Here is a 24,817-nt window from a genome sequence, read left to right as displayed (position 1 = left end):
TATCTGTGCAAGTATATCACATATATTAGAAAACTAATTAATAATTCTTAACCGTAATATGAAAACAACTTTGCTGTCTTTCTTTAATATAGTAAATTCGTCCTGCATTATAATAATATTTCAAAACCTTTTCCAGAGACGCTTCAAGGGTGGGATTACTCCGTAAAACCCCATTAAAACGGACATAAGAGATATCAAAAGAGTTACCGTAATTGTGAGAACTAATCCCCAAAGAGGCATTTGTATTAACTTTTCTTAATCTGCACTGATCTTCGAGCGTTCTTGTAATGGATGAAACCGTAAATGCATTTCCTTTTGTTTCTTTGCTGAACCGCGACCCTATTCTTTCCAGCATCAGCTTTCCTTTGGAGACCATCCAGGCCCTGCTGTAATCAAGTTTTTGCACCCGGTACCCCTTTCCTGATTTGTTGATTTTGTGAAATTTCCCATTGTTGATGTATTTCTGAACCGCTTTTGAATCATTCAGAATCTTAATTCCGAAACTTTTAGAAGCATCCAAATGAGGTTTATAAAGTAAAGTAGGCTCTACTTTCAAAACTTCCGTAAGATCATAGCATGGTAATTTTTTTTTGATTTCCTGAGCATAATAAATCCCCTGAATAAAGAAAGCAATTGCCAGGTATAAAAACTTTTTCATTAAAAATGTTTTAATTATCAAACTAAAAATAATGAATTATCCTTTATTATTAAAATCCCATAATAATTTTACATTTCAAATACCTCAAAAAAATTAAATAAAAAGTGTAAAATTTGTTTTTATTTCAATTATTTATCAAATTAATCCTACTTAAAATTACTTTTTATTTCGATATATAAATTATACATTTGATTACATTAAAAAAAAACAGATATGATGAAAAAAATTTTCGCTGAATTTTTCGGCACATTCTGGCTCGTATTCGGAGGTTGTGGCAGTGCAGTATTTGCTTCCCAAATTGCACCTTCTGCTAACGGGCAAGTGGGGATTTTACTTTTAGGAGTATCTCTTGCTTTCGGACTTACCGTTCTTACAATGGCTTATTCGGTAGGGCATATTTCGGGTGGACATTTTAATCCGGCTGTAAGTTTCGGATTGATGGCCGGAGGAAGATTCTCAGCCCGTGACCTTGCGCCGTACATTTTAGCCCAATGTTTCGGAGCAATAGCAGCTGCCGGTGCTTTGTATATGATTATAAACGGCTCAGGAGGCGCAGATTTTTCCGCACCTGGTGCTTTTGCTACCAACTTTTATGATGCTCCGGTTTATTTTGAGAAAAGCTACTCTATGAGTGCTGCATTCCTCACCGAATTTTTACTGACCGCTTTTTTCCTGATCATTATTATGGGAGCAACCGATAAATATGCAAACGGAAAATTTGCAGGGATCGCAATCGGACTGGCTCTCACCTTAATTCATCTTATTTCAATACCAATTACCAATACATCGGTAAATCCGGCCAGATCGCTGTCTCAGGCAATCTTTGTACAGGGCAATGCACTTTCCCAGCTTTGGCTGTTCTGGGCCGCGCCGATTTCAGGAGCTGTTTCCGGCGGACTGATTTATAAATTTTTACTTCAAAAAGAATCTGTAATTCCCGAATAATTCAATCAAACAAAAAAATCCTGTCTAAACAACAGGATTTTTCTATACATGTATTTTTATTTTAATTTTTTAAGATCAAAAGGATTTCTAAAGATCAATTCTTCATGCTTTCCCTTAATTTCCATTTTCCGATGCAGTAAATTAAGAGCCATTTTCCGAATAAACAAATCCTTGTCATTCAGTGCCCAGTAAGAATCTTCATGAACTTTTTTCGGTTTTCTGATGGTATAAAACTCCGTAATCCAGGAATCCACATTATGGTAAAACTCAATGATCCCACAGTGCTCCGGAATAAGAACATGATCTACCATTCCCATCGGAAGCAGGAAACTGAATGCATTGCAGACATAATCGCCGCAGGAAATTTTATCGTGCTTCAGGAATTTTTCGCCGGTATTGGAATTGGTGTACGATTTTTTAAAATCATTTTTAAAATCGCTTTTCGAAAGTTTAATCTCAATTTCATGACTGAAACCTTCCGGATCTACAATCAGAATATCAGCTTCCCAATCCGCCTGAAAATGATTGGTTAATACAATTTCTTTCTCAAAATCACATTGAGAATAAATAAATGCATGTACCAATTCTTCTATTTTTAACATGTTTTTTAATTTGACAGGATTATTTCGCCCTGTACATCTTTCGGAATTATATTTAAATTTATTTTAATAGGATTTGCATCCTATTCTTTTATAGGCCGTCCCTTCGGGACTCTATTTTTTATTTTCCAATGATCATCTGCGATAAATCAGAATAAGCAACTATTATTTATCATACTTAAAAGCTCTTATCCTAAAACGCTCAAACCTAACTTACCAGCAGGCTGCAGCCACGAATATCAGAATGATCAATTCTGCCCAGAACCTGAAATTGATCTCCCGTCATTTTTCCCAAATCCTGTGTTGCAATAAATGCGCAGGAATGAACATTTGCCAGGTCGATAATATTAATAGCACCAGTTCTTCCTTCCTTTTCATAATTAAACGGATCTTCCGCATTTCTGATCATGATTTTCATCCAGTTTGGACACCGGTATTCATTATTTCCCAGTGAATAGGCCTGGGAAAGAAGTTCTGTCATGGAATATTCGGAATAAATTTTTTCTGTCTTAAAGCCTTCCTGTAAAATTTTCAGGAGTTCATCTTTGGTCATTTCTTCTTTTCTCCCCTTCATTCCCCCGGTCTCGATTACCATGAGATTCTCCATAAAATTCAGAGATTCTTCACTACGTTCAGAATGACAATAGTCGATAAAATCCAGCAATGCAAAGGAAACTCCAAAAAGAATGACTTTTTTATTTTTTAATTTATCCAAAAGTTTAAACAGCTCTTCATGATTGTAAAGAAAATATCCATTTTCAGATTTTCCGGATTTTTTCATTAAATAATCAACCATATAAATCAGGGAAGAATTCTGACGCTCCAGATAGCTTGGCAGCAATCCGAGGAAAATATAATCTTCCGGTGTTCCTATAAACTGTGCAAAGCTTTTGTAAATACTCTCTTTATACAGGCCTTCGTCCGCAATAAAATGTTTTGAAAGGTTCATCTGTGTGGTTCCCGAGCTTTGAAAGAAAAGATCAGCCTTACTATTCTTATCGATAACCTGGTGATTTTTAAACATTTCTATGGGAAGAAACGGTATTTTCGCCAGCTCATCCACTTCATCAGGATTAATATTCAGATAATCTACAAAACGTCTGTAAATTTCAACATTCTCATATTGATAACGAAAAGTCCTAAGCGTTTCCGACAGAAATTCCTGTTCGGTTTTTATGTTAAATATTGTATCCACTGCAAAGAAGTTTTTCACTTTATTGTTTCACTATAAGCCGATTAACGAAACAATTTCAGCTTTTTAATATTTTTTTAATATAAAATTTAAATTTTGGTCAGATTATTGCAATTACAAAACCGGAATATGGATTAAAAACAAGAGTGAACATTGTTTCGCTCAAAGAATTACCTCTTTATGGGGTAATTCTTTTTTTGTTCATCTCAAACGTTTTCAGCTGAAAATCATGTTCGAATACTCCGTAGGTAAAGTAAGAAATCCAGTCTCCCAGATTGACATATTTTGCTTTTCCGTCCAGCTCCATAACCATAGGAAGATGGCGGTGTCCGTAAATAAAATAATCTATTTTCTGTGTTTTAAGTTTTTCTTTAGAATAAATAATCAGAAATTCTTTATCCTCGCCTAAAAACTCTTTATCCTCATCACCGGAAATCATTTTATTTTTCTGAGACATATACAACGCAATTTTCATGGCTATATCCGGATGAAGCCACCTGAAAACCCACTGTGCAAAAGGATTGGTAAAAACTTTTTTCATCCTTTTATATCCTTTATCTCCCGGCCCGAGGCCATCGCCGTGAGCAAGCAGAAACTGCTTCCCTCCCATCTCAAAATATTGTTTCGTATAGAAAACGGTACATCCTATTTCTTCCTCCAGATAGTCTTTCATCCAGAGGTCATGGTTACCAACAAAAAAATAAATATGAATCCCACGGTCTTTCAGTTCGGCAATTTTACCCAGCACACGGACATAACCTTTAGGAATTACGTGTTTCCATTCATGCCAGAAATCAAAAAGATCTCCCATTAAAAATAAGACCTGAGCATCATGCTTGATTTCATCCATCCAGCGGATAAAGTGCTCTTCACGCACTTTGCTTGCCTTCGGATCCGGTGCTCCGAAATGCTGATCGGAAGCAAAATATACTTTTTTTCCAGGTTCTAAGTTAATGGTAGTCTTTAACACTTCTGAATATTTATTGATCTAAATTACTGATTATCTTCCGCAAACCATTCTCCATAGGAGTTTTCCGTTTCGTGGAGCTTAAGATAAGCCAGAGAAATCCCTTCCGGAAGTTTTGACTTTATTTTTGCCGCAATAGCATACAGCATGTTTTCGCAGGTCGGCTGGAAGGTACAGTAAATTACTTTATGTCCTTTTCCTTCAAGGTCTTCTCCCAGTTCTTTATGCGGCGACAGTCCGTTAATCAGCACCGCATGATCCCAGACGTCTACAATTTCAGATTTTACGATACTTTTAATGTCTCCAAAATCTACTACCATCCCATTTTTAGGGTGTTCCAAATCATTGATTGGTTTTCCTTTTACCGTTACAAACAGTTTATAGGAATGTCCATGCATATTTTTACATTTTCCATCGTAATTGTACAGCACGTGGGCTGTTTCGAATGTAAAAATTTTTGTAATTCGTATCATAGGGCAAAGATAAGGAATTTGCTTTGAGTTTCGGTTTTGTAAGAACAACTACAAAATATCCAGCCAGTCACTTTCCAGTCTTATAATCCGTTGCGTTTCTTTATCAATGAAAACCCAGAGCGTCAATGAGTCTACCACCAGCTGATCGTTGCAGTAGAATTCCACTTTTCTGGGCTGCCTGATTCCTTCAGGGGCTTTAGGATAGGTCTTTATGGTAAGCAACTCCCCGAGATACACCTGCTTTTTATATCGAATATGATGATCCAGGAGCATCCATATATCCTCGGGATTGTTGGTTTTATGCTTTACGAAATCCCAGTGTTCACCGGCTATCTCCTCCACCCATTTTACATACTGAACATTATTGACATGGTTATTCCTGTCGATATGCTCTTCTGTTATCACAACCTGTTTTTCATAAATCAAACCCATTTCTTTAGTATTTATTCAAATAAAATATAAAATTACGGAATCTGCCGAAATTTAGTTAAATAAACAAATTTCCGAAGTTAGTATATTAGCAGAAAATTACACAAATGATTTTAGATATTTTATTTCCTAACCGTTGTCTGGGCTGCAATTGTATTATATCGGCTGATCTTCTGGTTTGTGAGCTGTGTTTCGGCCGTATTGACTTTATCCATTCCGGTTATTTTGATGATAATTTAATTAAAGAAAGATGCAGGCTTCTTTTTCCTGTTGAAAATACCTTTGCTTTGATGCAGTTTGGAAAAGAAAATCTCAGCAGAAAAATCATTCATGAATTAAAATACAAAAGCAGGGAAAAAGCAGGAGAAATATTGGCAGAATGGACCACTACCCGACTTGATTTTAAAGATCAAAAGCCAGATTTGATGGTTTCCGTTCCGCTGCATCCCAAAAAGTTGAAAGAACGAGGGTACAACCAGCTTCATGTATTTACTGAAAAACTTTCTGCATTTTACGGAATTCCATTTGATCATGATGTAATCAGAAGAAATCAGTACTCAAAAGCACAGGCCCTAAAAGATAAACAGAACCGGTTAAAGTCGGAAAATGTATTTTCTGTTACAAAAAGCATAACTCAAAAAAATATACTTCTTATTGATGACGTATACACAACGGGAAATACGATTGCTTCTATCGCATGGGAAATTCTCAAAGCGGGTAATAATACGGTAAACGTACTGGTGATGGCGATGGATGTGTAGCGGTATGATTTAAGTTTCCAAATTGTTGCAGTATGAAACTTCGTATATTTGAGCTAATAGTAACTGTATATAACAAAACTTATGTGGAAAGAAATAAAAGATCAGAAAGACATCAATACACTTTTGGAGAGCTATGGTTATTTTCATGATAGCTGTCTGCGTGATATTTATATTACTACAAAGGAATATATCGACGAAAAACTCGCGATGCACTTTGAAAATAAACTCACTGCATCATTACTATTTCAGCGACAATTTTCTCCAATAACAGTTTTAGAATTAAAATTTGAGGATATTGTACATTTTAATTTCAAACCTTTTGATAAAGATACAAATGCAGTTATTCATGATGTAACGTTAATGAAAGTTAACGGACTTTTTTATTGGGCTGACTTTGCAGACTGGAAAATTGATGACAACGACTCGATCTGGATAAACGGTAAGAGATTGTTTTGGCGTCTACGACCCGGGCTTATCGGAAATGTAAAGAGATTAAATGATGAATAAATTACATTGAAATTTTCTTTCAACATGGAATTTTTCATATAATCAATACAATAAATTTAGTAATTTTCCGAAAAACAATCACCATGCTGAATCTTATTTTACTTCACGGCGCTTTAGGACATAGCCAAATCTTTGAGCCTTTCAAACCGGAGCTTTCAAAATATTTTTCCATTCATACCCCTCTGTTCTCGGGGCACGGAACTTCTGAAATTCCGGAAGACGGAATCAGCATTGAAAAATACACGCATGAGCTGAAAGAATTCATCGAAAAAAATAATCTTCATGATATTTATATTTTCGGACACAGCATGGGCGGTTACGTAGCCCTTTGCTACGCTGCACAGTACCCTGAAAGACTGAATTCTGTGATAACAATGGGAACAAAATTCAACTGGACGGAAGAACAGGCATTACGGGAAAGTAAAATGTTAGATCCTGAAACCATTGCCGAAAAGGTTCCCAAATACGCAGGACTTCTGGAAGCACAGCACGGAAAAAAATGGAAACAGCTATTGCATTCCATCGCCGATCTGATGGTTTTTTTAGGCAAGAACCCTCCTTTAAAAAATAACCTTTCAATGATAAATATTCCCGTGCAGATTATGGTAGGAGATCAGGATAACATGATAACACTTGAAGAAAGTATAGAGGTTTACAGAAGCATCCCAGATGCAAGACTGGTCGTACTTCCGGACACAAAACATCCGCTGGATAAAATAAGAATCGACCTTTTACTTACCATTATGAAAGATTTCTGGACTTTATCTCTGTAATTTTTCTCCGTAGCTAAGATCTCCGGCATCCCCCAAACCCGGTGTAATATATCCCTTTGAAGTAAGATGTTCATCAATAGCGCCAACCCAAATTTTTGCTTCAGGATAAGCTTTTTCTATGGTTTCAACTCCCTGTTTTGAAGCAATTGCTGCTACAATATGCAACTGACTGGGATTTCCGTGAGTCAACAAATCTTTGATCGCTTCAATTAAAGACGCTCCGGTAGCCAGCATAGGATCGCCGACAATCAAAGGCCTGCCTTCGATATCAGGACATGTTAAATAATCCTGTTTGATAGAGAAATAATCATTGGCATCGTGTTTTCTGTAAGCCGCCACAAAACCGCAGTCGGCTTTATCAAAATAATTCAGCATTCCTTCAAACAGAGGAACTCCGGCTCTCAAGATTGTTGTAATAACCGGCTGAACAGCAATTTCTTTAACCCTGATTGTATCCAGTGGCGTCTGAATTTCAATTTCCTTCTGTTCCAGGTTTTTACTAATTTCAAAGGCTGCGATTTCTCCAATCCTTTCCATATTCCTGCGAAACCTCATCCTGTCATGCTGAATATTGACATTCCTGAGCTCGTTAATCCATGAATTAACCAAAGAAAACTGTTCTGATAGTACAACTGTATTCATTATCGGGGAAAATTTTATCTAAAATATGAATAATTAAGAATAAAATCCCTTTCAAAAAAATCTGAAAGGGATGGTCATTTATTTTTGTCTGAAATACACTTCAATAGGAACTCCGGTAAACCCGAATTCTTTTCTCAGCTGATTTTCAGTAAATCTCTTGTATGGTTCTTTTACATACTGTGGCAGGTTGCAGAAGAAAACAAACTGCGGTGACGGCGTAGGAAGCTGCACACAATATTTGATCTTGATATATTTTCCTTTATTTGCCGGTGGAGGTGTTCCCTCAAAAATCGGAAGCATAACTTCGTTTAATTTTGAAGTTTTGATCTTTTTCTTACGGTCTTCGTACACCTGCATGGCTACTTCAACCGCTTTCAGGATTCGCTGCTTGGTTAATGCCGATGTAAACAAAATTGGAATGTCCTGAAACTGACCGATCTTATCTTTGATTTGTTTTTCAAAATCACGCATGGTGTTGGTCTGCTTATCTTCAATAAGATCCCATTTATTCACCAGAATCACAATTCCTTTCCTGTTTTTCTGCGCAAGACTGAAGATGTTCATATCCTGAGATTCCCAACCCTGGGTAGCATCCACCATGATAATCACCACATCTGAAAATTCTATGGAACGGATGGAACGCATTACAGAATAAAACTCCAGGTCTTCATTTACTTTAGATTTTTTACGCATTCCTGCGGTATCTACCAGTACAAATTCGTGTCCGAATTTATTGTAAAGCGTCTGGATACTGTCTCTTGTTGTTCCTGCAATATCAGTAACGATATTTCTTTCCACATCCAGCAAGGCATTCGTAAGGGTAGATTTCCCTACATTCGGACGTCCTGCGATGGTAATTTTAGGAAGGCCTTCAAAAGGGTCTTTGTATTCTGTAGTCGGAAAATCTCTTACAACATCATCCAGCAAATCTCCCGTTCCGGAACCTGTTGCAGAAGACAAGGTATAATATTTATCGATTCCCAGCTGATAAAATTCCGTTGCCGGAAGTTCTTCTTTTGAAGAATCTACTTTATTGATGACAATATAAATGGGCTTGTTTGATCTTCTTAAAAGCCTGTAAATTTCGTAGTCTGTATCAGTAAGCCCGTCTTCCACGTTCATCATAAAAATAATAGAAGTAGCTTCATCCACAGCCAGCTGTACCTGTTTACGGATTTCTTCTTCAAAGATATCATCGGTTCCTACATCATACCCACCGGTATCGATTACGGTAAAATCCACCCCATTCCAGTCGGATTTTCCGTAATGACGGTCTCTGGTAACCCCTGCAGTAGAATCTACAATAGCTTCCCTTCTTTCTAATAAACGATTAAATAACGTGGATTTTCCTACGTTGGGGCGCCCAACGATCGCGACTATATTCGACATAAAAAAATGTTTAATAATCCTGAGATAGGCTCAGGACAGGTTATTAATGGGTTTCTCCAACCTTTGGAGCCCAATTTTTTTTTGCAAAGATACAGTTTTAATTTAAATGAAGGTTTTATTGCAATACATCTATGTAAATTTTAGGAAAAATAATTCTTTGAATATCAGTAAAAAAACGACTGTTTCCCGGAAATATTCACCATTTCATTTTTATTTTTAAAATAATTTATATAATTTCGCGACATAGAAATACAGACCCATGGTGTAGCGGTAACACTACTGATTTTGGTTCAGTCATCTGGGGTTCGAATCCCTGTGGGTCTACGGAAAGCCTTGTTAATTATTTAAATTACAAGGCTTTTTTTATTAAAGTAAATTTCCAATTTAAAACTGATTGATCAAGCCGAAACAGTTGTTGGAAATAAAATAATTATTGTAATCAATAAAAAAAGACAGTTCATTTCTTAACTGTCTTTTATCAATTTTATAATGATGTTAAATTAAAAAAGATCAAAGCGATCCAGGTTCATTACTTTCACCCATGCGGAAACAAAATCATTTACAAATTTTTCATGAGTATCTGAACTTGCGTACACTTCAGCAATAGCTCTTAGCTCAGAATTAGATCCGAAAACAAGATCTGCCCGTGTCGCCGTCCATTTATTCTCTCCTGTTTTGCGATCTGTCCCCTGATACAGCTCATTATCATCGGAAACCGATTTCCACTTCGTATTCATGTCCAGAAGATTGACAAAGAAATCATTGGTAAGTGTTCCCGGTCTTTGGGTGAAAACGCCATGTTGAGAACCGTCAAAATTAGTATTCAGAGCACGCATTCCTCCTATTAAAACTGTAAGCTCAGGAGCAGTAAGCGTTAATAATTGTGCCTTATCAATCAATAAAGATTCTGTGGAAACGGAGAATTTTTTCTTTAAATAATTTCTGAATCCATCAGCCAAAGGTTCCAAAAACTGCATGGATTCTACGTCAGTCTGTTCCTGTGAAGCATCGGCTCTTCCCGGTGAAAACGGAACAATGATCGTATATCCTGCATCTTTTGCTGCTTTTTCAACCGCTGCACTTCCTGCAAGGACAATGAGATCTGCTAATGAAACTTTTTTGCCTCCGGTCTGATTTTCATTAAATTCTTTCTGAATATTTTCCAAAGTACTTAAAACTTTTTGCAACCGAGCAGGATTATTGACTTCCCAGTCTTTCTGAGGCGCCAGACGAATTCTCGCCCCATTGGCCCCTCCTCTTTTATCGCTCCCTCTGAACGTTGATGCGGAAGCCCAGGCTGTTGACACCAGTTCTGAAATATTTAATCCGGAATTAAGGATTTTAGATTTCAATGCTTCAACGTCAGAATTATGAATAAGTACATGATCTACTGCAGGGATTGGATCTTGCCAGATGAGTTCTTCAGAAGGAACATCAGGTCCGAGATAACGGGCTCTCGGGCCCATATCTCTATGAGTAAGTTTAAACCATGCTCTTGCGAATGCATCAGCAAAAGCGTCAGGGTTTTCGTAAAATCTTCTTGAAATTTTTTCATATTCCGGATCAAATTTCAGGGAAAGATCTGTTGTAAGCATGGTTGGTCTGTGCTTTTTATCAGGATCAAAAGCATCCGGGATGGTTTCGCTGCCGTTTTTCGCAACCCACTGATGAGCACCGGCAGGACTTTTGGTGAGCTCCCATTCGTTTTCAAAAAGGTTTTTGAAAAAGTTATTGCTCCATTGGGTAGGGGTTTCAGTCCAGGTAACTTCAAGGCCGCTGGAGATTGCATCTCTTCCCTTTCCGGAATTGTAAGTACTGTTCCATCCGAATCCCTGTGCTTCAATACTTTCTGCTTCCGGCTCTTTTCCTACATGATCTGCCGGTCCTGCCCCGTGTGTTTTTCCGAAAGTATGACCTCCGGCGATGAGGGCTACCGTCTCTTCATCATTCATTGCCATTCTTCCAAAAGTATCACGGATATCTTTTGCCGCTGCTATAGGATCCGGGTTTCCGTCCGGACCTTCAGGATTTACATAAATGAGTCCCATTTGTACTGCAGCCAGAGGCTTTTCCAGATTTCTTGTGTGGATATCACCGTCTGCATCGTCATCGGTGGGCAGTACTCCGCGACTTTCAACCACCCCGTCTGAACCGTGGGCATACCGAAGATCACCGCCGAGCCATGTTTTTTCAGCCCCCCAGTAAACATCCATATCCGGTTCCCAAACATCTTCACGACCGCCCGCAAACCCAAACGTTTTAAAGCCCATAGATTCCAGGGCTACATTTCCCGTAAGAATCATAAGATCTGCCCAGGAAATTTTCTTACCATATTTTTGTTTGATCGGCCAAAGCAGCCTTCTTGCTTTATCTAAATTCACATTATCCGGCCAGCTGTTCAGCGGTGCAAAACGTTGCTGCCCTGCGCCGGCACCCCCTCTTCCGTCTCCTACACGATATGTCCCGGCACTGTGCCATGCCATACGGATAAACAAAGGACCGTAATGTCCAAAATCCGCAGGCCACCATTCCTGCGAATCCGTCATTAAATCATGAAGGTCTTTTTTTACTGCTTCAAGATCCAGACTATTAAATTCTGCTGCATAATCAAAATCTTTATCCATCGGATTGGATAATGATGAATGCTGTCGAAGAATATCTACTTTCAGCTGATCCGGCCACCAGTCTGAATTTTTAGTGCCTCCGCCGGCAACGTTTTCTTTTTTCATAGATCCGTTGTGAAACGGGCATTTACTGATGTCATTCAAATCTTTTTCCATTGTCGTTTAATTTTATGTTGATTTATTAATTATCGCTGAAACAAACTTACGCAAGTTTTTCAATCAATATAATCTATTAATAATATTTTTATGATAGTTAAAAGCGATTATATAAGTATTTATTTTGATTACTGTTAAATTTAAGAATTAATCAGAAATATATTTATAATAGGTTTAAATTCAGACAGAAGAAAAATAAATTACTTTTTAAATTTAAATATTTCAAAGATTGATTACGCATAAAATTAAAAATTTTATGGTACATTTATTTATTCTTAAACATTGAAATATGAAAAAAGTTTTAACTGTTATCCTGGTAGCATTTATTATTATCCAGTTCTTTCCTATCGACAAGACCAATCCTGCACCTACTCCCGGAATGGATTTTTTAAAAATAAAAAATACACAGCCCGAAATTGCCAAACTGATTAAAGTTTCGTGCTATGACTGTCATTCTAATGAAACCACGTATCCTTGGTATTCCAATATAGCGCCGGCTTCCTGGATTATGAAAAATCATATTGATGAAGGACGGAAAGAACTTAATTTTTCTACGTTTGCGATGTATGAGCAAAAAGATCAGGCACATAAATTGCAGGAATGCATAGAAATGGTTGAAAGCAAAGAGATGCCACTTGATTCCTATTTTATAGGACATCAAAATGCAAAGTTAAGTGATGAACAGAGAAAGATTCTGATAGATTATTTTAAAAGAGAGAAAACGGAAACGGAAAGGAAAATGTTTTATTAAATCTTAACATCATGGAAGAAAACTGGGAAAACAAACACATCGTATTTTTTGACGGCGATTGCGGAGTATGCAATTTCTGGGTACAATGGATTCTGGAACGAGATAAAAAAGACCAGTTCATGTTTGCTTCCCTTCAATCTGATTTTGGCCAAAAATTCCTATCTGAAAGAGGGCTGAATACAAAAGTTTTCAATACTATGTATCTATGGAAACCCGGCCAATATTATCTTGAGAAATCCAAAGCTGTTTTAAAAATTGCTAATCTTCTGGGGGGTATTTACAGATTTTCGGTTTTAGGAAAAATTATTCCTTCCTTTTTAAGCGATAAAATGTATGATATCGTTTCTAAAAACAGAATGAAACTTGCCAATCAGAAATGTTATTTACCGACTCCGCATCAGCGGGCCAAATTTATTCAGGTTTAAAGTTTTAGAATAAATATAAGCTTAAAAATAAAGACTGCTTCCTGTGAAACAGTCTTCATTTTTTAGATATTATTGATTCAAAGACCAAACGGAATACGACTTCGGTGCACATTGGATTTTCACCCATTTATCAGACTGCGTTGTCGGGTACCAGCTTGAGCTGCCGGTAAAATCTTTAATCTGCTGACTGGCCCAGTTGGTCTGTATCCAGCGTTCCTGCCAGCTTGAAGAATTATTGATGTACACTACCAGTCCCGGATTTCCGTTATACCCGTTTCTCCTTGCGATATATTCATCATTATCGGTATACAGAATAGATGTTGTTCCCGTTGCTTTATTATTGTGAATCCAGATGAGATTGTTTAATCTTTCTTTATTCAGCCATTCTTCATAATCTCTGTAGAAGATTGTAGGATATCCTTCATGCGTTAAAATATAAGCATAAGCCAGCATTTTATTGTAGATAATATCCGTATCATGATTGGCAACGAACGTCACTGCTTTAAAAGGATTTCGTTTCCACATCATATCATCATTCAAAACATTCAGATTCCCATTGTCGAATGCATCATCCATTTTATAATAGGCGGCAAAATCAAACACTGAACTATTAGCATTATTAGCCCACCATTCAAGTGTATTCACATTAGAGTCCCACAGCTCACCTACAGAAAATCCGCCGACATTGGAATTCCATGTATTAACCACCCAAGGTCCGAAACCTTTCACATAATCGAATCTCCAGCCATCAAATTTCATAATATTTTTATAATATTTTCCGATAGAATCATCCCTTCCCCAAAGCCAGTCCTGAACATACGGATTGGCGTGGCATAAGTCTGGGAAGCCTCCGAAAGCACCTTCATCATTATTTCCGTAAGAATTTTTATAAAAATCGTTATAGCTTCTTGGAAACTTTCCTGAAGCAACACCCGAAAAATTGGTCCAGGTATTTGAACCTACATAGGGATTATACTCCGACTGGCCGCCGCTGTTATGGTTAATGACAATATCCGCATATACCTGCATATTTTCTGCGTGGGCTTTTGTGATCAACGCTTCGAGCTCTGTCCTGGATCCAAAACGCGTTTCAATACTTCCGTTTTGATTGTAATTTCCGAAATCATAATAATCAGTAGGATCATATCCCATTGAATATGCACCATTCTGTGCTTTTGATGCGGGAGGAAGCCATACGGCACCAATTCCGGCATTCGACCAATCGGTCAGTTTTCCTTTTACGGTATTCCACCAGTTTCCTCCATCCGGTACATCCCAATAAAATCCCTGCATGAGAACACTTCCGCCCGGACCGGCAACAAATTTTGCATAGGGAGAATTTCCGGTACTGAAAGGCCGTCCGTCATGATGGGTTACATGTACGGTTTTATTGTGAACTTCTTTCTGAACCGAAGTATCATCTGCAATTCCATTATTCTCCCGGCATGAAAAAACAAAGCCTAAGGCCAGTGCTAAAAGTAAAAATTGAGTTTTTTTCATATCTTATTTTTTGATTATTAAAGTGTTACCTAAATTACAATTTTATTAAAATAATTTCAAGTGATTGTGAAATAATTTTTATTATCATCATAAATTCTTATTTAAAACATCATTAAAAATTGATAAACTTTAAAGATTTTCGGTACAATTTTTCTATTAATCCATATATTTGCATACTATGGAATACAACACCCAAAAAAATAAGCTTCAACTGCCGGAATATGGCAGAATCATACAACTGTTGGTTGAACGTTGCAAAGAGCTTCCTTCAAAAGAAGAGAGAAGCGAGATGGCAATGGGCATCATTGATTTTATGGGTCAGAGAAACCCACAGCTTCGCGACGAAGAAAACTATAAGCATAAACTTTGGGATCATCTTTTCATTCTTGCCGATTACGACCTTGACGTAGATTCGCCATACCCTTTCCCTACAAGGGAACAGCTGGCAGAGCGGCCTAAAAGAATGGAATACCCTAAACTTCAGGGTGATTTCAAATTCTACGGGAAAAGTATTCTTCAATTAATAGAAAAAGCAATCGGACTGGAACAGGGAGACGAAAAAGAAGCCCTGATTGAGGTGATTGCCAATAATATGAAGAAGTCTTATAACGTATATAACAAAGAACACGTTACCGATGATGTTATTTTCCGCCACCTGAAAGAACTTTCTGAAAACAGACTGGATCTTACGGGAATAGATACACTGGAAAAAAGTAAAATCTATTATACAAGCAATAACAACAACCGTAATAATAACAACCGAAACCAGACTAACAACAGAAACCAATCTAACAACAAAAGAAGACACAACAATAACAACAACAATCATAATAAAAACAGAAAGTAAACATGAGTGGAACATTTCAGATAAGAGGAGGAAAAAGACTGCAAGGTGAAATTACTCCACAAGGAGCAAAAAATGAAGCTCTACAAATTCTTTGTGCCGTCTTATTAACTGATGAGGAGGTAAGAATTAAAAATATTCCCGATATCCACGACGTTAATCGATTAATTGAAATTCTCGGTGATTTTGGAGTGAAAGTTACCAAGAACGGACACGGCGATTATACTTTCAAAGCAGACAAAGTTAATTTTGATTACATCAAATCCGATGAATTTAAAAAAGACGGGGCAAAGCTAAGAGGTTCCATCATGCTTATGGGTCCTATGCTGGCAAGATATGGCGAGGCATATATGCCGACCCCGGGAGGTGACAAGATTGGAAGAAGAAGATTAGATACCCATTTCCAGGGATTAGTAGAACTTGGCGCTGAATTTCATTATGACGAAGAAGAATTCTTTTATTCTTTAACAGCAAAAGAGCTTAACGGTAAATTTATTTTATTGGAGGAAGCTTCCGTAACAGGGACTGCCAATATTGTGATGGCTGCAGCATTAGCGAAAGGAAAAACAAGAATCTATAACGCAGCCTGCGAACCATATCTTCAGCAATTATGTAAAATGCTGAACAGAATGGGAGCAAATATTTCAGGAATTGGTTCAAATTTATTAACAATCGAAGGCGTTTCCCATCTTCACGGAACAGAACATACCATGCTTCCGGATATGGTGGAAATCGGATCTTGGATCGGTCTTGCAGCCATGACCAAATCTGAAATTACCATTAAAAACGTCAACTGGAACCAGCTTGGCGTTATCCCGAATACATTCAGAAAGCTGGGTATTCAGCTGGAGCAGAGCAACGATGATATTTTCATCCCGACTCAGGAAAATTATAAAATCCAGAAATTTATTGATGGCTCTATTCTTACTGTTTCTGATGCTCCATGGCCGGGATTCACACCAGACCTTCTATCTATCATTCTTGTGGTAGCAACACAGGCGAAAGGAAGTCTTTTGGTTCACCAGAAAATGTTCGAATCAAGATTATTTTTCGTGGATAAACTGATTGACATGGGCGCTCAGATCATTCTTTGCGATCCGCACCGTGCAACGGTAATCGGGCTGAATCAGGAAACTCCGCTAAGAGGAACAACCATGGTTTCTCCTGATATCAGAGCTGGAAATGCTCTTCTGATTGCGGCGCTTTCTGCAGAAGGAAAATCAATCATCCACAATATTGAACAGATCGACAGAGGCTACGAAAATATTGATGGAAGATTAAAAGCTATTGGAGCAGATATCGAAAGAATTTAGCACTGCAATTAATATATAAAAGCGTCCGGTTTTCACCGGACGCTTTTTGTAATTAAAACTATATGAACCTATCTTATAAATACTTTCTGCAGATATATTCTACAGTAGTACTCAGAAGTTTATTTTTATTAAGATACACTTCCAGTGCGTCGTAGTCCTCCGAACTTACATTGATATACAGCTGAACAGATCCGAAGCTTCTCCCATTTACATATTCAACATTGGCTGATAACACCTTGTGACAGATCCCAAACTGATTATATATAGTATTCATCAGCTGTTCAAACTTCATTTTACCGTTCAGTTCAATTTCCAGGATCAATTCTTTTTTAGGCAGGTTTATTTTACCATTTACAACCTGCAGGCTTGGATTAGGTGTTATCATAACAAAACTTTTTAGGTTAAAAACTAATGCTCATTTTTCTGTTGGTTAAGCTTAGACAAAAATATAAAAAAATATTAGTCTACCAAATTAGTAGAGTATTATTTTTAAAATTTATTTGAATATTATTTTAACTCTTTCTTTTCAGTTGAAATTCCATAAAAAAACGGACTCTTATGAATCCGTTATTATTTCTTTTTTACCGTTATTTTATTTAAGCAGCTTTATCCTTTCAAGCTTTTCTGAAGCAGCCAGTCCGTTAGGATTACAGCCGGGTTCGCCTTCCGGAACTTTAAGACCTTTCTTATCGTAAAAATCCTCCCAGAAAGCATTGGTTTTCCCTGTCGCAGGATCAATAAAAGTCATTGGTTCAAGCTTGAAAATATGATTTTTCCTGAATGCTCTTTCAATATAGTCTGAGCAGTAGTAAGAATTTTCATTCAGAATATAATCAAAATTATACGGTTTCCCCAACATGGCATTTGCTTTTTCAACAGCTGAAGGTATTGCATACTGATACTGAGATTTTAAGCGATAAACAACAACCGTTTGCCCGTCTTCGGACTGATCTTCCAGAAAATCTTCCAGCTTTTGCTTTTGGGAACCGCCTTTCGGAGCTGCATGCAAAACATAGGCACTTCCATTTGCTATCTCCAGAATTCCGATGTGATCGAAAGAGGCATTTTCCTGTTTCTGGGTAACATTATTAATTGCTCCGGAAAGCCCGGTACTTTTCGCCGTTATAAAAAGCAAATCCCCGTTTAGCAGGTCAGAAGTCCTGTAACTCCGGCAGCTTAGAATACAAGTGAAAATATATAGTGCCGCTAAAAGAGCACAGAGAAATTTACTTTTTAAAATTTGCTTCATAACAATCGATCCAGTCCTGAACCGTCATTTTTTTACTTACTTCAGCGATTAATTCAAAGGGAATATCATCCATTTTTTTGAAACGCACACAAGATTTTCCCATATCCAGTTTTCTTTTAGAATATTTGGGAAATTCTTCCACGAACCAATCCAACAGATCAGGTTTTGCATACATTCCCATATGGTAAAATGCAATAAAATTCTTCTGTGAAGCAATACTGATGAAAGGCAAAGGTGTTCCCGGAGCACAATGATACCCTGCCGGATATGTTTCCAGTGGAACTCCCCATCCAATCATTCCGTAGCTGCTGCTTTGCGAAAAACCTTCCGGTAAATTGTCGCTAATGGTGTTAAAAAGCTTTCTGAAAACCTCCTGTCTTTCTTCAGGGATCTTTGAAATATAATCATCTATTGAAATGGATTCTATCTGCATTTTTTCAGTTTTATAATTTTTTCAAAATAACGAAAATTTAATGGAACCGGATTTTAAATCAATAAAAAATCAGCTTTAAAATTTAAAGCTGATCTATCAATATTTCTCTGATGAAAAAATTATTTCACAAAATTGTAAATGCTGAACATCTGAACATTTTTACCGTCTTTGTCCAGGAACAGTAATTTATTGGTAGCCGGAACAAACTGCACCAGATTCCCGTCCGTAAAGCCGTAATTCTGGAAGAAATTTCTTCCCTTATAATCTAACGTAAGTTCTTTTGGAGCCAGACTGCCGAAATCGAAAGCTTTCATTGAAAAACCTGTATTTCCGAATGCACCTTTTGGATAAAATGCGGAAACATACAGATTGTCTCCGGATTCAATCACCTGAACTCTTCTTCCTGAAGGATTGCTTCCCAGTGGTACAAACTGTTTTACCTCCCCTTCTTTATTGAATTTCATTAAAACGCCTACATCAAGTGTATAAACAGGATCCGGAAAACGATTCATTGCTGTAGGCATCGGTCTCGAAACCGTTTCCTGCTGAACCGCCATTAAAACCTCATCGCCTTTTATGATGGTCTTAATTACTTTTACGTCGCTCATGTCTTTGGCTCCTGCAAGATTGGTATTGCTGATTACCGCTTTTCCAGATTTAATATCATAAAACATTACCGTTCCGAAAGTACTTCCGCCCATTGTAACCGCCTGGTTTTTTCTTCCGAAAGTTACCAGATAATCATTGTCATTTTTGCTGATTGCGTATAATTTTTCAGGAATATATTTATCATCAAAAGGTAAATCTTTATCTTCTGTATTAGAAACCATTTCCATTTTGTAAGATTCTTTCCAGCCGGCAGCTTTACGCAGCAAAACGATCTTCCCGGAATTTGTTAGGGTTAAAGATTTTTCCACATAATCACTGCTTAACGTAATTTCTTTATTCCAAAGCGGTGTTAATGTTCTTAAATCGATTACCAGAGCATCATTAACGTTATCCGTTTTCTTCGTTGCATATCTGTCGTTGAACACGGCCGCATATTTCCCGTTCTCAGAAAAAACTACATAAGTTGTCCCCGATCTGTTTGTGGATTCAATCGTATATTTTGCGATGCTTTTTGTCGTAAAACTTCCCGTTTTTTTACTGAAAACATGCTGAAAAACTTCTTTCCTGTTTTCCTTACCGAAATATTCTTCTGTAAATGCCACCAATCTGTCTTCATCAATCTGTTGAGATCCCAGATAATTGTGAAGTACGCCGTTGGTTTTATTTGCATAATCCTGAATATACGTATCTACAAGACTTCCGTTCTGATCCAGTTTTCTCATCAGCAGTTTTTTGTGCGGAAAGACATTTCTCATCAGCCCGTCGATATTGATCGCACTGAACATATAAGAATTGTAATCGTCTGCCAGAACCAGCTTTTCATCTGTTTCAAGATTGTCATCCGTTGTAAATTTTGTCCCCTCCACAACCTTTACCTGAGCAAATGCACATATAGAAGCTGTGATCATCACTGAGGCAATAATCTGTTTAATCATGTAATTTTCTTTAGTTATTATAAATTTTTTGTTCTAATTTTTTTAATTCAAGATTGGCATCATAGGATAATTTGATGTCTACTAAATGTTCCTGAAGTTCATTTAAATATTTTTCCGCTTCTTTAGAATTTCCTAAAGCAAGATTCAGCCTTATCAGATTAAAATAAAGATACTCTCCTATTTTCTGGTTGTATAAAGCTTTTTTATCACTGTAATTTACTTTACTAAGCGCAGTCTTCCACATATCGATTCCTTTCTGCATATTTTCCATGGCCACTTTATTCGGAGCGTAGTCCGACTTTGCCTGCAGCTTTTTAAGATTAGTCGTTACATAGATATATGCTTTTTCCAGATCATCATAATCTCCTTTATTTTTTACCGTTTCTAAAGTTACCGAAGAATTGATCGTCTGGTATCCGAAATGATCATTAATAATATTTCTGGTACGGTCCATTGTTCTCTGGAGATATGATTTTTCGTGTCCGTTTAGGTTGATCTCGTTTGTAGGCACACTTGCAATTTCTGCAAAGTCGGAAAAATAGGTTTTATCCAGTTTCACCACTCCGTTTTGTTTACCGATAATTCTTACCGGCTGGTTGGCAAATGTTTTTCCCTGATTGTCCTGAAAATTTGTTCTTTCCATTTCAATCTGCAGGTCAAGATAATTTCCGCCTTTTGAAAAGCCTGCAACATCTATTTGTGAAGCAAGAATTTTGTTGTCCACAATTAACGCATCCCTCAGGTCGGGCTGTCTGTAAACCGGCATTGGCGGGATATTAAGAACAGGCCTTGAAGGAAGCGTTAAAACCGGAGCGCCGTTTGTAGTGGCAATTTTTTCAACAGCAGACAACTTGCTGTATTCTGCAGATTCGAGTTTAAATTTTTCCTGAAGCTTTTTAACTTCAGCCTCATAATCTTTGAGTCTTTCCTGATGTTCTATCTTAGCTGTTTCTACATTGGCCTTATAATTATTTACCTGATTCTGGTAATCTTCTTTTGAGATCCTCAAAACGTCATCTTTTGTAATATTATAAGGAGATTTTACAGTAATCGTATAATTTCTGTTGGCAGCCTCTGTAGTAAAAACAGGTTCTTTCAATAATTGAAAGCTGATGGTCTCTTTATCAATCCTCTGCCCCAAAACAGATTGAACTGAAAATAAAACAACAGGAATAAATAAATTTATTTTCTTCATATAAAATAGTTAATTCCGGGCAAAAGTAAAATAATTTATCAATAAAACACCTGTCGCAGTATTAATAATTAACTTTTTACAAATCATTAATATCATTTGGATAAAGTCTTTCTTTGCCTGCTTTATTGTATTATTGAGAAATTATATCTTATTTTTGCCATACAAATTTTTCAACAATGCCGAATATTTCAAACAGAGCACTGCACATGCCGCCTTCGCCGGTAAGAAAACTGGTTCCATTTGCCCTGAAAGCAAAGCAGAAAGGAATAAAAGTCTATCACCTGAATATCGGGCAACCTGACATCGAAACCCCGGAAACAGCACTGAATGCTTTAAAAAATATTGATCTCAAAGTTTTGGAATATGCTCTTTCAGAAGGTAATTTAGAGTATAGAAAAGCCTTAACAGATTATTATCATTCATTGGGATTTAATGACCTTACAACAGATAATTTCATTGTTACCAACGGAGGATCGGAAGCTTTGAATTTCGCCATTTCAACTTTGTGTGACGACGGTGATGAGGTGATTATTCCTGAACCGTATTATGCTAATTACAATGGATTTACAAGTACTTTCAATGTAAATGTTGTTGCCGTTCCTTCTACTATAGATACAGGATTTGCACTTCCTCCGATTGAAGAATTTGAGAAAAAAATTACAGAAAAAACAAGAGCCATCGTTATTTGCAACCCTGGAAATCCTACCGGTTATCTGTATACCCGTGAGGAACTTCAGAAATTGGCAGAAATTGCTCTTAAATATGATATCGTGGTGATTTCAGATGAAGTGTACAGAGAATATGTATATGACGGGAAGCAGCAGGTTTCTATGTTTGCTTTTCCTGAACTGGCAGAAAACTGTATTATTATTGATTCCGAATCGAAACGTTATTCTATGTGCGGTGTGAGAATCGGGTGTATGATTACCCGTTCAAAGAAAATCCACGACGCGGCCATGCTTTTTGCACAGGCCAGATTAAGCCCTGTTCTATTAGGACAAATTGCAGCCACTGCAGCACACCAGAATGACGGAGCGTATATCAGAGCCGTAAGGGAAGAATATACCCACCGAAGAAATGTATTGGTTGATGCTTTAAACGCTATTCCGGGGGTAATCTGCCCGAAACCGAAAGGGGCTTTCTATTGCGTTGCAGAGCTTCCTGTAGACGATACCGAGAAATTCGCGCAATGGCTTCTTGAAAAATATTCCAACCAGAACGAAACGATTATGGTAGCTCCGGCAGGAGGTTTCTACAGCAATCCGGAACTGGGAAAAAAGCAGGTAAGAATTGCTTATGTTTTAAAAGAAGAAGATCTGAAAAGAAGTGCAGCTATTTTAAAAGATGCACTTGATCAATATAAATTAGAGTTCAGTCTTTAATCTTAAACAATATAGTTATCAGCAATAAAAACCTGGATTAGAAATACCTTCCAAGCTTTTATTGCTGATATTTTTTTTAATAAGATCAACGAATTTGTTTAAATAATCCAAATGCAGGAAAATTTTTCACTCAAGGCACACAACACATTTGGCGTGGATGCAAAAGCGAGATATTTCACGGAAGTACATTCTACCGAAGAATTAATTGAAGCGTTGAACTATTCCAAAACAGGTACTCTACCTCTTCTATTTTTAGGTGGAGGAAGCAATATTCTTCTGACAAAAGATTTTGAAGGATTAGCCATTAAGCTTAATCTAAAAGGTATTCACGAAGATATCCTCAATGAGGATGAAGTATTGGTTACGGCAAAAGCAGGTGAAAACTGGCACGAATTCGTGATTTTCTGCCTTGAAAAGAATTATGGCGGACTGGAAAATCTTTCCCTGATTCCCGGTAATGTAGGAACATCACCCATGCAGAACATCGGAGCTTACGGCACGGAAATCAAAGATATTTTTGTAAACTGTACCGTTCTAAACCTTGAAAACCTGCAGCTTGAAACTTTCAACCTGGAGCAATGCAGATTCGGATACAGAGATTCTGTTTTCAAACAGGAAGGAAAAGGAAAATATGTAATCCTGGAAGTTGCTTTTAGACTGACCCGAAAAAATCATCATATCAAAACAGAATACGGCGCGATACAGGCTGAGTTGGAACATTTAGGAATTGAAAAACCGACCATTCAGGATATTTCCCGCGCGGTAATCAATATCAGGCAAAGTAAACTCCCGGATCCGAAAAAAATCGGCAACGCCGGAAGTTTCTTTAAAAACCCTACCATTTCTTTATCACAATTTGAACAGTTAAAGGAAAATTTCCCACAAATTCCGGGGTATGCAAACGGAGATTTCGTTAAAGTTCCTGCTGGATGGCTTATTGAGCAATGCGGATGGAAAGGAAAACAGATAGGTAATGTGGCTTCTCATCAACTGCAGGCTCTTGTGATTATCAACGCAACCGGAAAAGCGACCGGACAGGAAATCTTCGATTTTTCAACGGAAATTATTAATTCCGTGAACGAAAAATTCGGGATTGAATTGGAAAGAGAAGTAAATATTATTTAAAATAAACTTTAAAAGCTTTGTCAAAGTTTTGAACTTTGACAAAGTTAACTACGCATAAAACAAACACACAATATGAAAATTGCTATTCTCGGGGCCGGAAACATGGGGCTCTCCTTTTCAAAATCGTTTCTGAAATATGAATTGATAAAGCCGGAAAGTCTTCATTTAATCACAAGAGACAACTCAAAGTTCTCAAAAATATCGGAAGAATTTCCAAAATCTAAGATTTCGACTTTTGATGAAGTCACAGAATTGAATGCAGATTTAATTATCATTGCTGTAAAACCTCAGGATTTCAAGCATGTTGCCGAAAATATCAGATTTAAACTCGTGGAAAATCAGATGGTTTTATCGATTATGGCAGGAATTAAAATCGAAAAAATCCAACAATTACTTAATCATCCTCTGATAGTAAGAGCAATGCCCAATTCCCCTACCCTGCTCGGAATGGGAATTACCGGTTATACCGCAGCGGCAGGAATTTCCTTCAGCCAGCTTATTGCTATTGAAAGACTGCTAAACTCAACTGGAAGATCCGTTTACCTGGAAAATGAAGAATTGCTTGACGCCGTAACTGCACTTTCCGGAAGTGGCCCCGCCTATTTTTATTACATTGTAGATGCGATGATTAAAGCGGGAGTTGAAATGGGAATTGATGAAAACCTGTCAAAACTTTTCGTAAACCAAACTATGCTCGGAGCTTATCACCTGATTAATAATTCTGATAAAAATTTAGAAGAACTCATTAAAGATGTCGCATCAAAAGGCGGCACAACAGAAGCTGCCTTGAAAACTTTTAACGAAAATAACTTAAAGCAAATCCTGAAAACAGGCATTCTGAACGCGGAAAAACGTGCTAAGGAGCTGAATGGCTAATCCTGCCATTAAAATCTGAAGTTGAGGTCACGTCAAGATTACGATCTGGTATTTTATAATATTCT

General features: G+C 37.2%; 26 protein-coding genes and 1 tRNA gene. 12 read left to right on the top strand and 15 right to left on the bottom strand.

Features of this window, described 5'->3' with window-relative positions:
• Positions 1 to 37 precede the first annotated feature (37 nt).
• Positions 38 to 658: a DUF5715 family protein gene (locus tag U9K52_RS16285; RefSeq protein WP_263601449.1), complete on the bottom strand. Its 621-nt coding sequence runs from the start codon at positions 656 to 658 to the stop codon at positions 38 to 40.
• A gap of 216 nt (positions 659 to 874) precedes the next feature.
• On the opposite strand from U9K52_RS16285, the gene aqpZ reads away from it, so the two are divergent.
• Positions 875 to 1,603, top strand: a complete 729-nt coding sequence (gene aqpZ, locus U9K52_RS16280) for an aquaporin Z (protein ID WP_323673811.1) — start codon at positions 875 to 877, stop codon at positions 1,601 to 1,603.
• 56 nt (positions 1,604 to 1,659) lie between these two features.
• Here the strand turns inward: aqpZ and U9K52_RS16275 are convergent, their stop codons facing one another.
• The 5 genes from U9K52_RS16275 to U9K52_RS16255 all read right to left on the bottom strand — a co-directional run bounded on the left by U9K52_RS16275 (position 1,660) and on the right by U9K52_RS16255 (position 5,266).
• Positions 1,660 to 2,205: a hypothetical protein gene (locus U9K52_RS16275; RefSeq protein ID WP_312171325.1), complete on the bottom strand. Its 546-nt coding sequence runs from the start codon at positions 2,203 to 2,205 to the stop codon at positions 1,660 to 1,662.
• A 205-nt stretch (positions 2,206 to 2,410) separates the two neighbouring features.
• Positions 2,411 to 3,397, bottom strand: coding sequence for a hypothetical protein (locus tag U9K52_RS16270; protein ID WP_322927367.1), 987 nt, complete (start codon positions 3,395 to 3,397; stop codon positions 2,411 to 2,413).
• 175 nt (positions 3,398 to 3,572) lie between these two features.
• Positions 3,573 to 4,364, bottom strand: a complete 792-nt coding sequence (locus tag U9K52_RS16265; RefSeq protein WP_248391170.1) for a UDP-2,3-diacylglucosamine diphosphatase — start codon at positions 4,362 to 4,364, stop codon at positions 3,573 to 3,575.
• A gap of 23 nt (positions 4,365 to 4,387) precedes the next feature.
• Positions 4,388 to 4,834: a 6-pyruvoyl trahydropterin synthase family protein gene (locus U9K52_RS16260; protein ID WP_066433447.1), complete on the bottom strand. Its 447-nt coding sequence runs from the start codon at positions 4,832 to 4,834 to the stop codon at positions 4,388 to 4,390.
• 48 nt (positions 4,835 to 4,882) lie between these two features.
• A complete protein-coding gene (locus U9K52_RS16255) occupies positions 4,883 to 5,266 on the bottom strand; it encodes an acyl-CoA thioesterase (protein ID WP_322927366.1) in 384 nt (127 codons plus the stop codon).
• A gap of 104 nt (positions 5,267 to 5,370) precedes the next feature.
• On the opposite strand from U9K52_RS16255, the gene U9K52_RS16250 reads away from it, so the two are divergent.
• From U9K52_RS16250 to U9K52_RS16240, 3 genes are all read left to right on the top strand, one after another.
• Positions 5,371 to 6,024: a ComF family protein gene (locus U9K52_RS16250; RefSeq protein WP_322927365.1), complete on the top strand. Its 654-nt coding sequence runs from the start codon at positions 5,371 to 5,373 to the stop codon at positions 6,022 to 6,024.
• Positions 6,025 to 6,105: 81 nt separating this feature from the next.
• The gene (locus U9K52_RS16245; protein WP_248391164.1) at positions 6,106 to 6,531 is read left to right on the top strand and encodes a hypothetical protein; all 426 of its coding nucleotides are present in this window, start codon (positions 6,106 to 6,108) and stop codon (positions 6,529 to 6,531) included.
• Positions 6,532 to 6,614: 83 nt separating this feature from the next.
• Positions 6,615 to 7,304: an alpha/beta hydrolase gene (locus U9K52_RS16240; RefSeq protein WP_322927364.1), complete on the top strand. Its 690-nt coding sequence runs from the start codon at positions 6,615 to 6,617 to the stop codon at positions 7,302 to 7,304.
• On the opposite strand, the gene upp is transcribed toward U9K52_RS16240, so the two are convergent.
• A complete protein-coding gene (upp, locus tag U9K52_RS16235; protein ID WP_312171347.1) occupies positions 7,293 to 7,946 on the bottom strand; it encodes a uracil phosphoribosyltransferase in 654 nt (217 codons plus the stop codon). The two genes, U9K52_RS16240 and upp, sit on opposite strands and share 12 nt — an antisense overlap.
• Positions 7,947 to 8,024: 78 nt before the next feature.
• On the bottom strand, positions 8,025 to 9,335 hold the full coding sequence (gene der / locus U9K52_RS16230; RefSeq protein ID WP_248391157.1) for a ribosome biogenesis GTPase Der: 1,311 nt from the start codon (positions 9,333 to 9,335) through the stop codon (positions 8,025 to 8,027).
• 253 nt (positions 9,336 to 9,588) lie between these two features.
• Here der and U9K52_RS16225 point away from each other — a divergent pair.
• Positions 9,589 to 9,659, top strand: a tRNA-Gln gene (locus tag U9K52_RS16225).
• Between the two features lie 176 nt (positions 9,660 to 9,835).
• Here U9K52_RS16225 and katG read toward each other — a convergent pair.
• A complete protein-coding gene (gene katG / locus U9K52_RS16220; RefSeq protein ID WP_322927363.1) occupies positions 9,836 to 12,115 on the bottom strand; it encodes a catalase/peroxidase HPI in 2,280 nt (759 codons plus the stop codon).
• Between the two features lie 289 nt (positions 12,116 to 12,404).
• Between katG and U9K52_RS16215 the strand changes: the two genes are divergently transcribed.
• On the top strand, positions 12,405 to 12,866 hold the full coding sequence (locus tag U9K52_RS16215; RefSeq protein WP_263601456.1) for a heme-binding domain-containing protein: 462 nt from the start codon (positions 12,405 to 12,407) through the stop codon (positions 12,864 to 12,866).
• Between the two features lie 11 nt (positions 12,867 to 12,877).
• Entirely contained in the window at positions 12,878 to 13,291 is a 414-nt protein-coding gene (locus U9K52_RS16210) for a thiol-disulfide oxidoreductase DCC family protein (RefSeq protein WP_248391152.1), read from the top strand.
• Positions 13,292 to 13,360: 69 nt separating this feature from the next.
• Here the strand turns inward: U9K52_RS16210 and U9K52_RS16205 are convergent, their stop codons facing one another.
• Complete coding sequence (locus tag U9K52_RS16205; protein ID WP_322927362.1) at positions 13,361 to 14,791, bottom strand: alpha-amylase; 1,431 nt, start codon at positions 14,789 to 14,791, stop codon at positions 13,361 to 13,363.
• 178 nt (positions 14,792 to 14,969) lie between these two features.
• On the opposite strand from U9K52_RS16205, the gene U9K52_RS16200 reads away from it, so the two are divergent.
• Together U9K52_RS16200 and murA are read left to right on the top strand one after the other, a co-directional pair.
• On the top strand, positions 14,970 to 15,638 hold the full coding sequence (locus tag U9K52_RS16200) for a DUF4290 domain-containing protein (protein ID WP_322927361.1): 669 nt from the start codon (positions 14,970 to 14,972) through the stop codon (positions 15,636 to 15,638).
• Between the two features lie 2 nt (positions 15,639 to 15,640).
• Positions 15,641 to 16,948: a UDP-N-acetylglucosamine 1-carboxyvinyltransferase gene (gene murA / locus U9K52_RS16195; protein WP_248391146.1), complete on the top strand. Its 1,308-nt coding sequence runs from the start codon at positions 15,641 to 15,643 to the stop codon at positions 16,946 to 16,948.
• A 73-nt stretch (positions 16,949 to 17,021) separates the two neighbouring features.
• Here murA and U9K52_RS16190 read toward each other — a convergent pair whose 3' ends face one another.
• From U9K52_RS16190 to U9K52_RS16170, 5 genes are all read right to left on the bottom strand, one after another.
• Positions 17,022 to 17,333 carry an NIL domain-containing protein gene (locus tag U9K52_RS16190; protein WP_322927360.1) on the bottom strand — a complete coding sequence of 104 codons (312 nt, stop codon included), beginning with the start codon at positions 17,331 to 17,333 and terminating at the stop codon, positions 17,022 to 17,024.
• A gap of 207 nt (positions 17,334 to 17,540) precedes the next feature.
• A complete protein-coding gene (locus U9K52_RS16185) occupies positions 17,541 to 18,083 on the bottom strand; it encodes a YiiX/YebB-like N1pC/P60 family cysteine hydrolase (protein WP_322927359.1) in 543 nt (180 codons plus the stop codon).
• 91 nt (positions 18,084 to 18,174) lie between these two features.
• Positions 18,175 to 18,630, bottom strand: a complete 456-nt coding sequence (locus U9K52_RS16180; protein WP_263601460.1) for a DUF1801 domain-containing protein — start codon at positions 18,628 to 18,630, stop codon at positions 18,175 to 18,177.
• A 119-nt stretch (positions 18,631 to 18,749) separates the two neighbouring features.
• On the bottom strand, positions 18,750 to 20,174 hold the full coding sequence (locus tag U9K52_RS16175; RefSeq protein ID WP_322927358.1) for a hypothetical protein: 1,425 nt from the start codon (positions 20,172 to 20,174) through the stop codon (positions 18,750 to 18,752).
• A 10-nt stretch (positions 20,175 to 20,184) separates the two neighbouring features.
• Positions 20,185 to 21,369 carry a hypothetical protein gene (locus U9K52_RS16170; protein WP_263601462.1) on the bottom strand — a complete coding sequence of 395 codons (1,185 nt, stop codon included), beginning with the start codon at positions 21,367 to 21,369 and terminating at the stop codon, positions 20,185 to 20,187.
• 176 nt (positions 21,370 to 21,545) lie between these two features.
• Between U9K52_RS16170 and U9K52_RS16165 the strand changes: the two genes are divergently transcribed.
• The 3 genes from U9K52_RS16165 (at position 21,546) to proC (ending at position 24,752) form a co-directional block, all read left to right on the top strand.
• Positions 21,546 to 22,751: a pyridoxal phosphate-dependent aminotransferase gene (locus U9K52_RS16165; protein ID WP_248391136.1), complete on the top strand. Its 1,206-nt coding sequence runs from the start codon at positions 21,546 to 21,548 to the stop codon at positions 22,749 to 22,751.
• Between the two features lie 105 nt (positions 22,752 to 22,856).
• Entirely contained in the window at positions 22,857 to 23,876 is a 1,020-nt protein-coding gene (gene murB / locus U9K52_RS16160; RefSeq protein ID WP_323673810.1) for a UDP-N-acetylmuramate dehydrogenase, read from the top strand.
• A 72-nt stretch (positions 23,877 to 23,948) separates the two neighbouring features.
• On the top strand, positions 23,949 to 24,752 hold the full coding sequence (proC, locus tag U9K52_RS16155; protein WP_312171370.1) for a pyrroline-5-carboxylate reductase: 804 nt from the start codon (positions 23,949 to 23,951) through the stop codon (positions 24,750 to 24,752).
• The last annotated feature ends 65 nt before the right edge of the window (positions 24,753 to 24,817 follow it).

It is taken from the genome of Chryseobacterium sp. MHB01 (assembly GCF_034651565.1).
GTDB lineage: Bacteria > Bacteroidota > Bacteroidia > Flavobacteriales > Weeksellaceae > Chryseobacterium > Chryseobacterium nepalense.
Note: the sequence above shows the minus strand (reverse complement) of the source record. Positions and strands in the feature narration are given on the sequence as shown.

What these genes read in the sequence shown, in the direction of transcription:
- U9K52_RS16215 (WP_263601456.1), top strand. Translation starts at nt 12,405, where the DNA reads ATGAAAAAAGTTTTAACTGTTATCCTGGTAGCATTTATTATTATCCAG.
- U9K52_RS16180 (WP_263601460.1), bottom strand. Translation starts at nt 18,630, where the DNA reads ATGCAGATAGAATCCATTTCAATAGATGATTATATTTCAAAGATCCCT.
- U9K52_RS16210 (WP_248391152.1), top strand. Translation starts at nt 12,878, where the DNA reads ATGGAAGAAAACTGGGAAAACAAACACATCGTATTTTTTGACGGCGAT.
- U9K52_RS16245 (WP_248391164.1), top strand. Translation starts at nt 6,106, where the DNA reads ATGTGGAAAGAAATAAAAGATCAGAAAGACATCAATACACTTTTGGAG.
- U9K52_RS16255 (WP_322927366.1), bottom strand. Translation starts at nt 5,266, where the DNA reads ATGGGTTTGATTTATGAAAAACAGGTTGTGATAACAGAAGAGCATATC.
- U9K52_RS16175 (WP_322927358.1), bottom strand. Translation starts at nt 20,174, where the DNA reads ATGATTAAACAGATTATTGCCTCAGTGATGATCACAGCTTCTATATGT.
- U9K52_RS16240 (WP_322927364.1), top strand. Translation starts at nt 6,615, where the DNA reads ATGCTGAATCTTATTTTACTTCACGGCGCTTTAGGACATAGCCAAATC.
- U9K52_RS16285 (WP_263601449.1), bottom strand. Translation starts at nt 658, where the DNA reads ATGAAAAAGTTTTTATACCTGGCAATTGCTTTCTTTATTCAGGGGATT.
- U9K52_RS16275 (WP_312171325.1), bottom strand. Translation starts at nt 2,205, where the DNA reads ATGTTAAAAATAGAAGAATTGGTACATGCATTTATTTATTCTCAATGT.
- proC (WP_312171370.1), top strand. Translation starts at nt 23,949, where the DNA reads ATGAAAATTGCTATTCTCGGGGCCGGAAACATGGGGCTCTCCTTTTCA.
- katG (WP_322927363.1), bottom strand. Translation starts at nt 12,115, where the DNA reads ATGGAAAAAGATTTGAATGACATCAGTAAATGCCCGTTTCACAACGGA.
- U9K52_RS16250 (WP_322927365.1), top strand. Translation starts at nt 5,371, where the DNA reads ATGATTTTAGATATTTTATTTCCTAACCGTTGTCTGGGCTGCAATTGT.
- U9K52_RS16205 (WP_322927362.1), bottom strand. Translation starts at nt 14,791, where the DNA reads ATGAAAAAAACTCAATTTTTACTTTTAGCACTGGCCTTAGGCTTTGTT.
- aqpZ (WP_323673811.1), top strand. Translation starts at nt 875, where the DNA reads ATGAAAAAAATTTTCGCTGAATTTTTCGGCACATTCTGGCTCGTATTC.
- U9K52_RS16260 (WP_066433447.1), bottom strand. Translation starts at nt 4,834, where the DNA reads ATGATACGAATTACAAAAATTTTTACATTCGAAACAGCCCACGTGCTG.
- U9K52_RS16190 (WP_322927360.1), bottom strand. Translation starts at nt 17,333, where the DNA reads ATGATAACACCTAATCCAAGCCTGCAGGTTGTAAATGGTAAAATAAAC.
- der (WP_248391157.1), bottom strand. Translation starts at nt 9,335, where the DNA reads ATGTCGAATATAGTCGCGATCGTTGGGCGCCCCAACGTAGGAAAATCC.
- murA (WP_248391146.1), top strand. Translation starts at nt 15,641, where the DNA reads ATGAGTGGAACATTTCAGATAAGAGGAGGAAAAAGACTGCAAGGTGAA.
- upp (WP_312171347.1), bottom strand. Translation starts at nt 7,946, where the DNA reads ATGAATACAGTTGTACTATCAGAACAGTTTTCTTTGGTTAATTCATGG.
- U9K52_RS16165 (WP_248391136.1), top strand. Translation starts at nt 21,546, where the DNA reads ATGCCGAATATTTCAAACAGAGCACTGCACATGCCGCCTTCGCCGGTA.
- U9K52_RS16200 (WP_322927361.1), top strand. Translation starts at nt 14,970, where the DNA reads ATGGAATACAACACCCAAAAAAATAAGCTTCAACTGCCGGAATATGGC.
- U9K52_RS16170 (WP_263601462.1), bottom strand. Translation starts at nt 21,369, where the DNA reads ATGAAGAAAATAAATTTATTTATTCCTGTTGTTTTATTTTCAGTTCAA.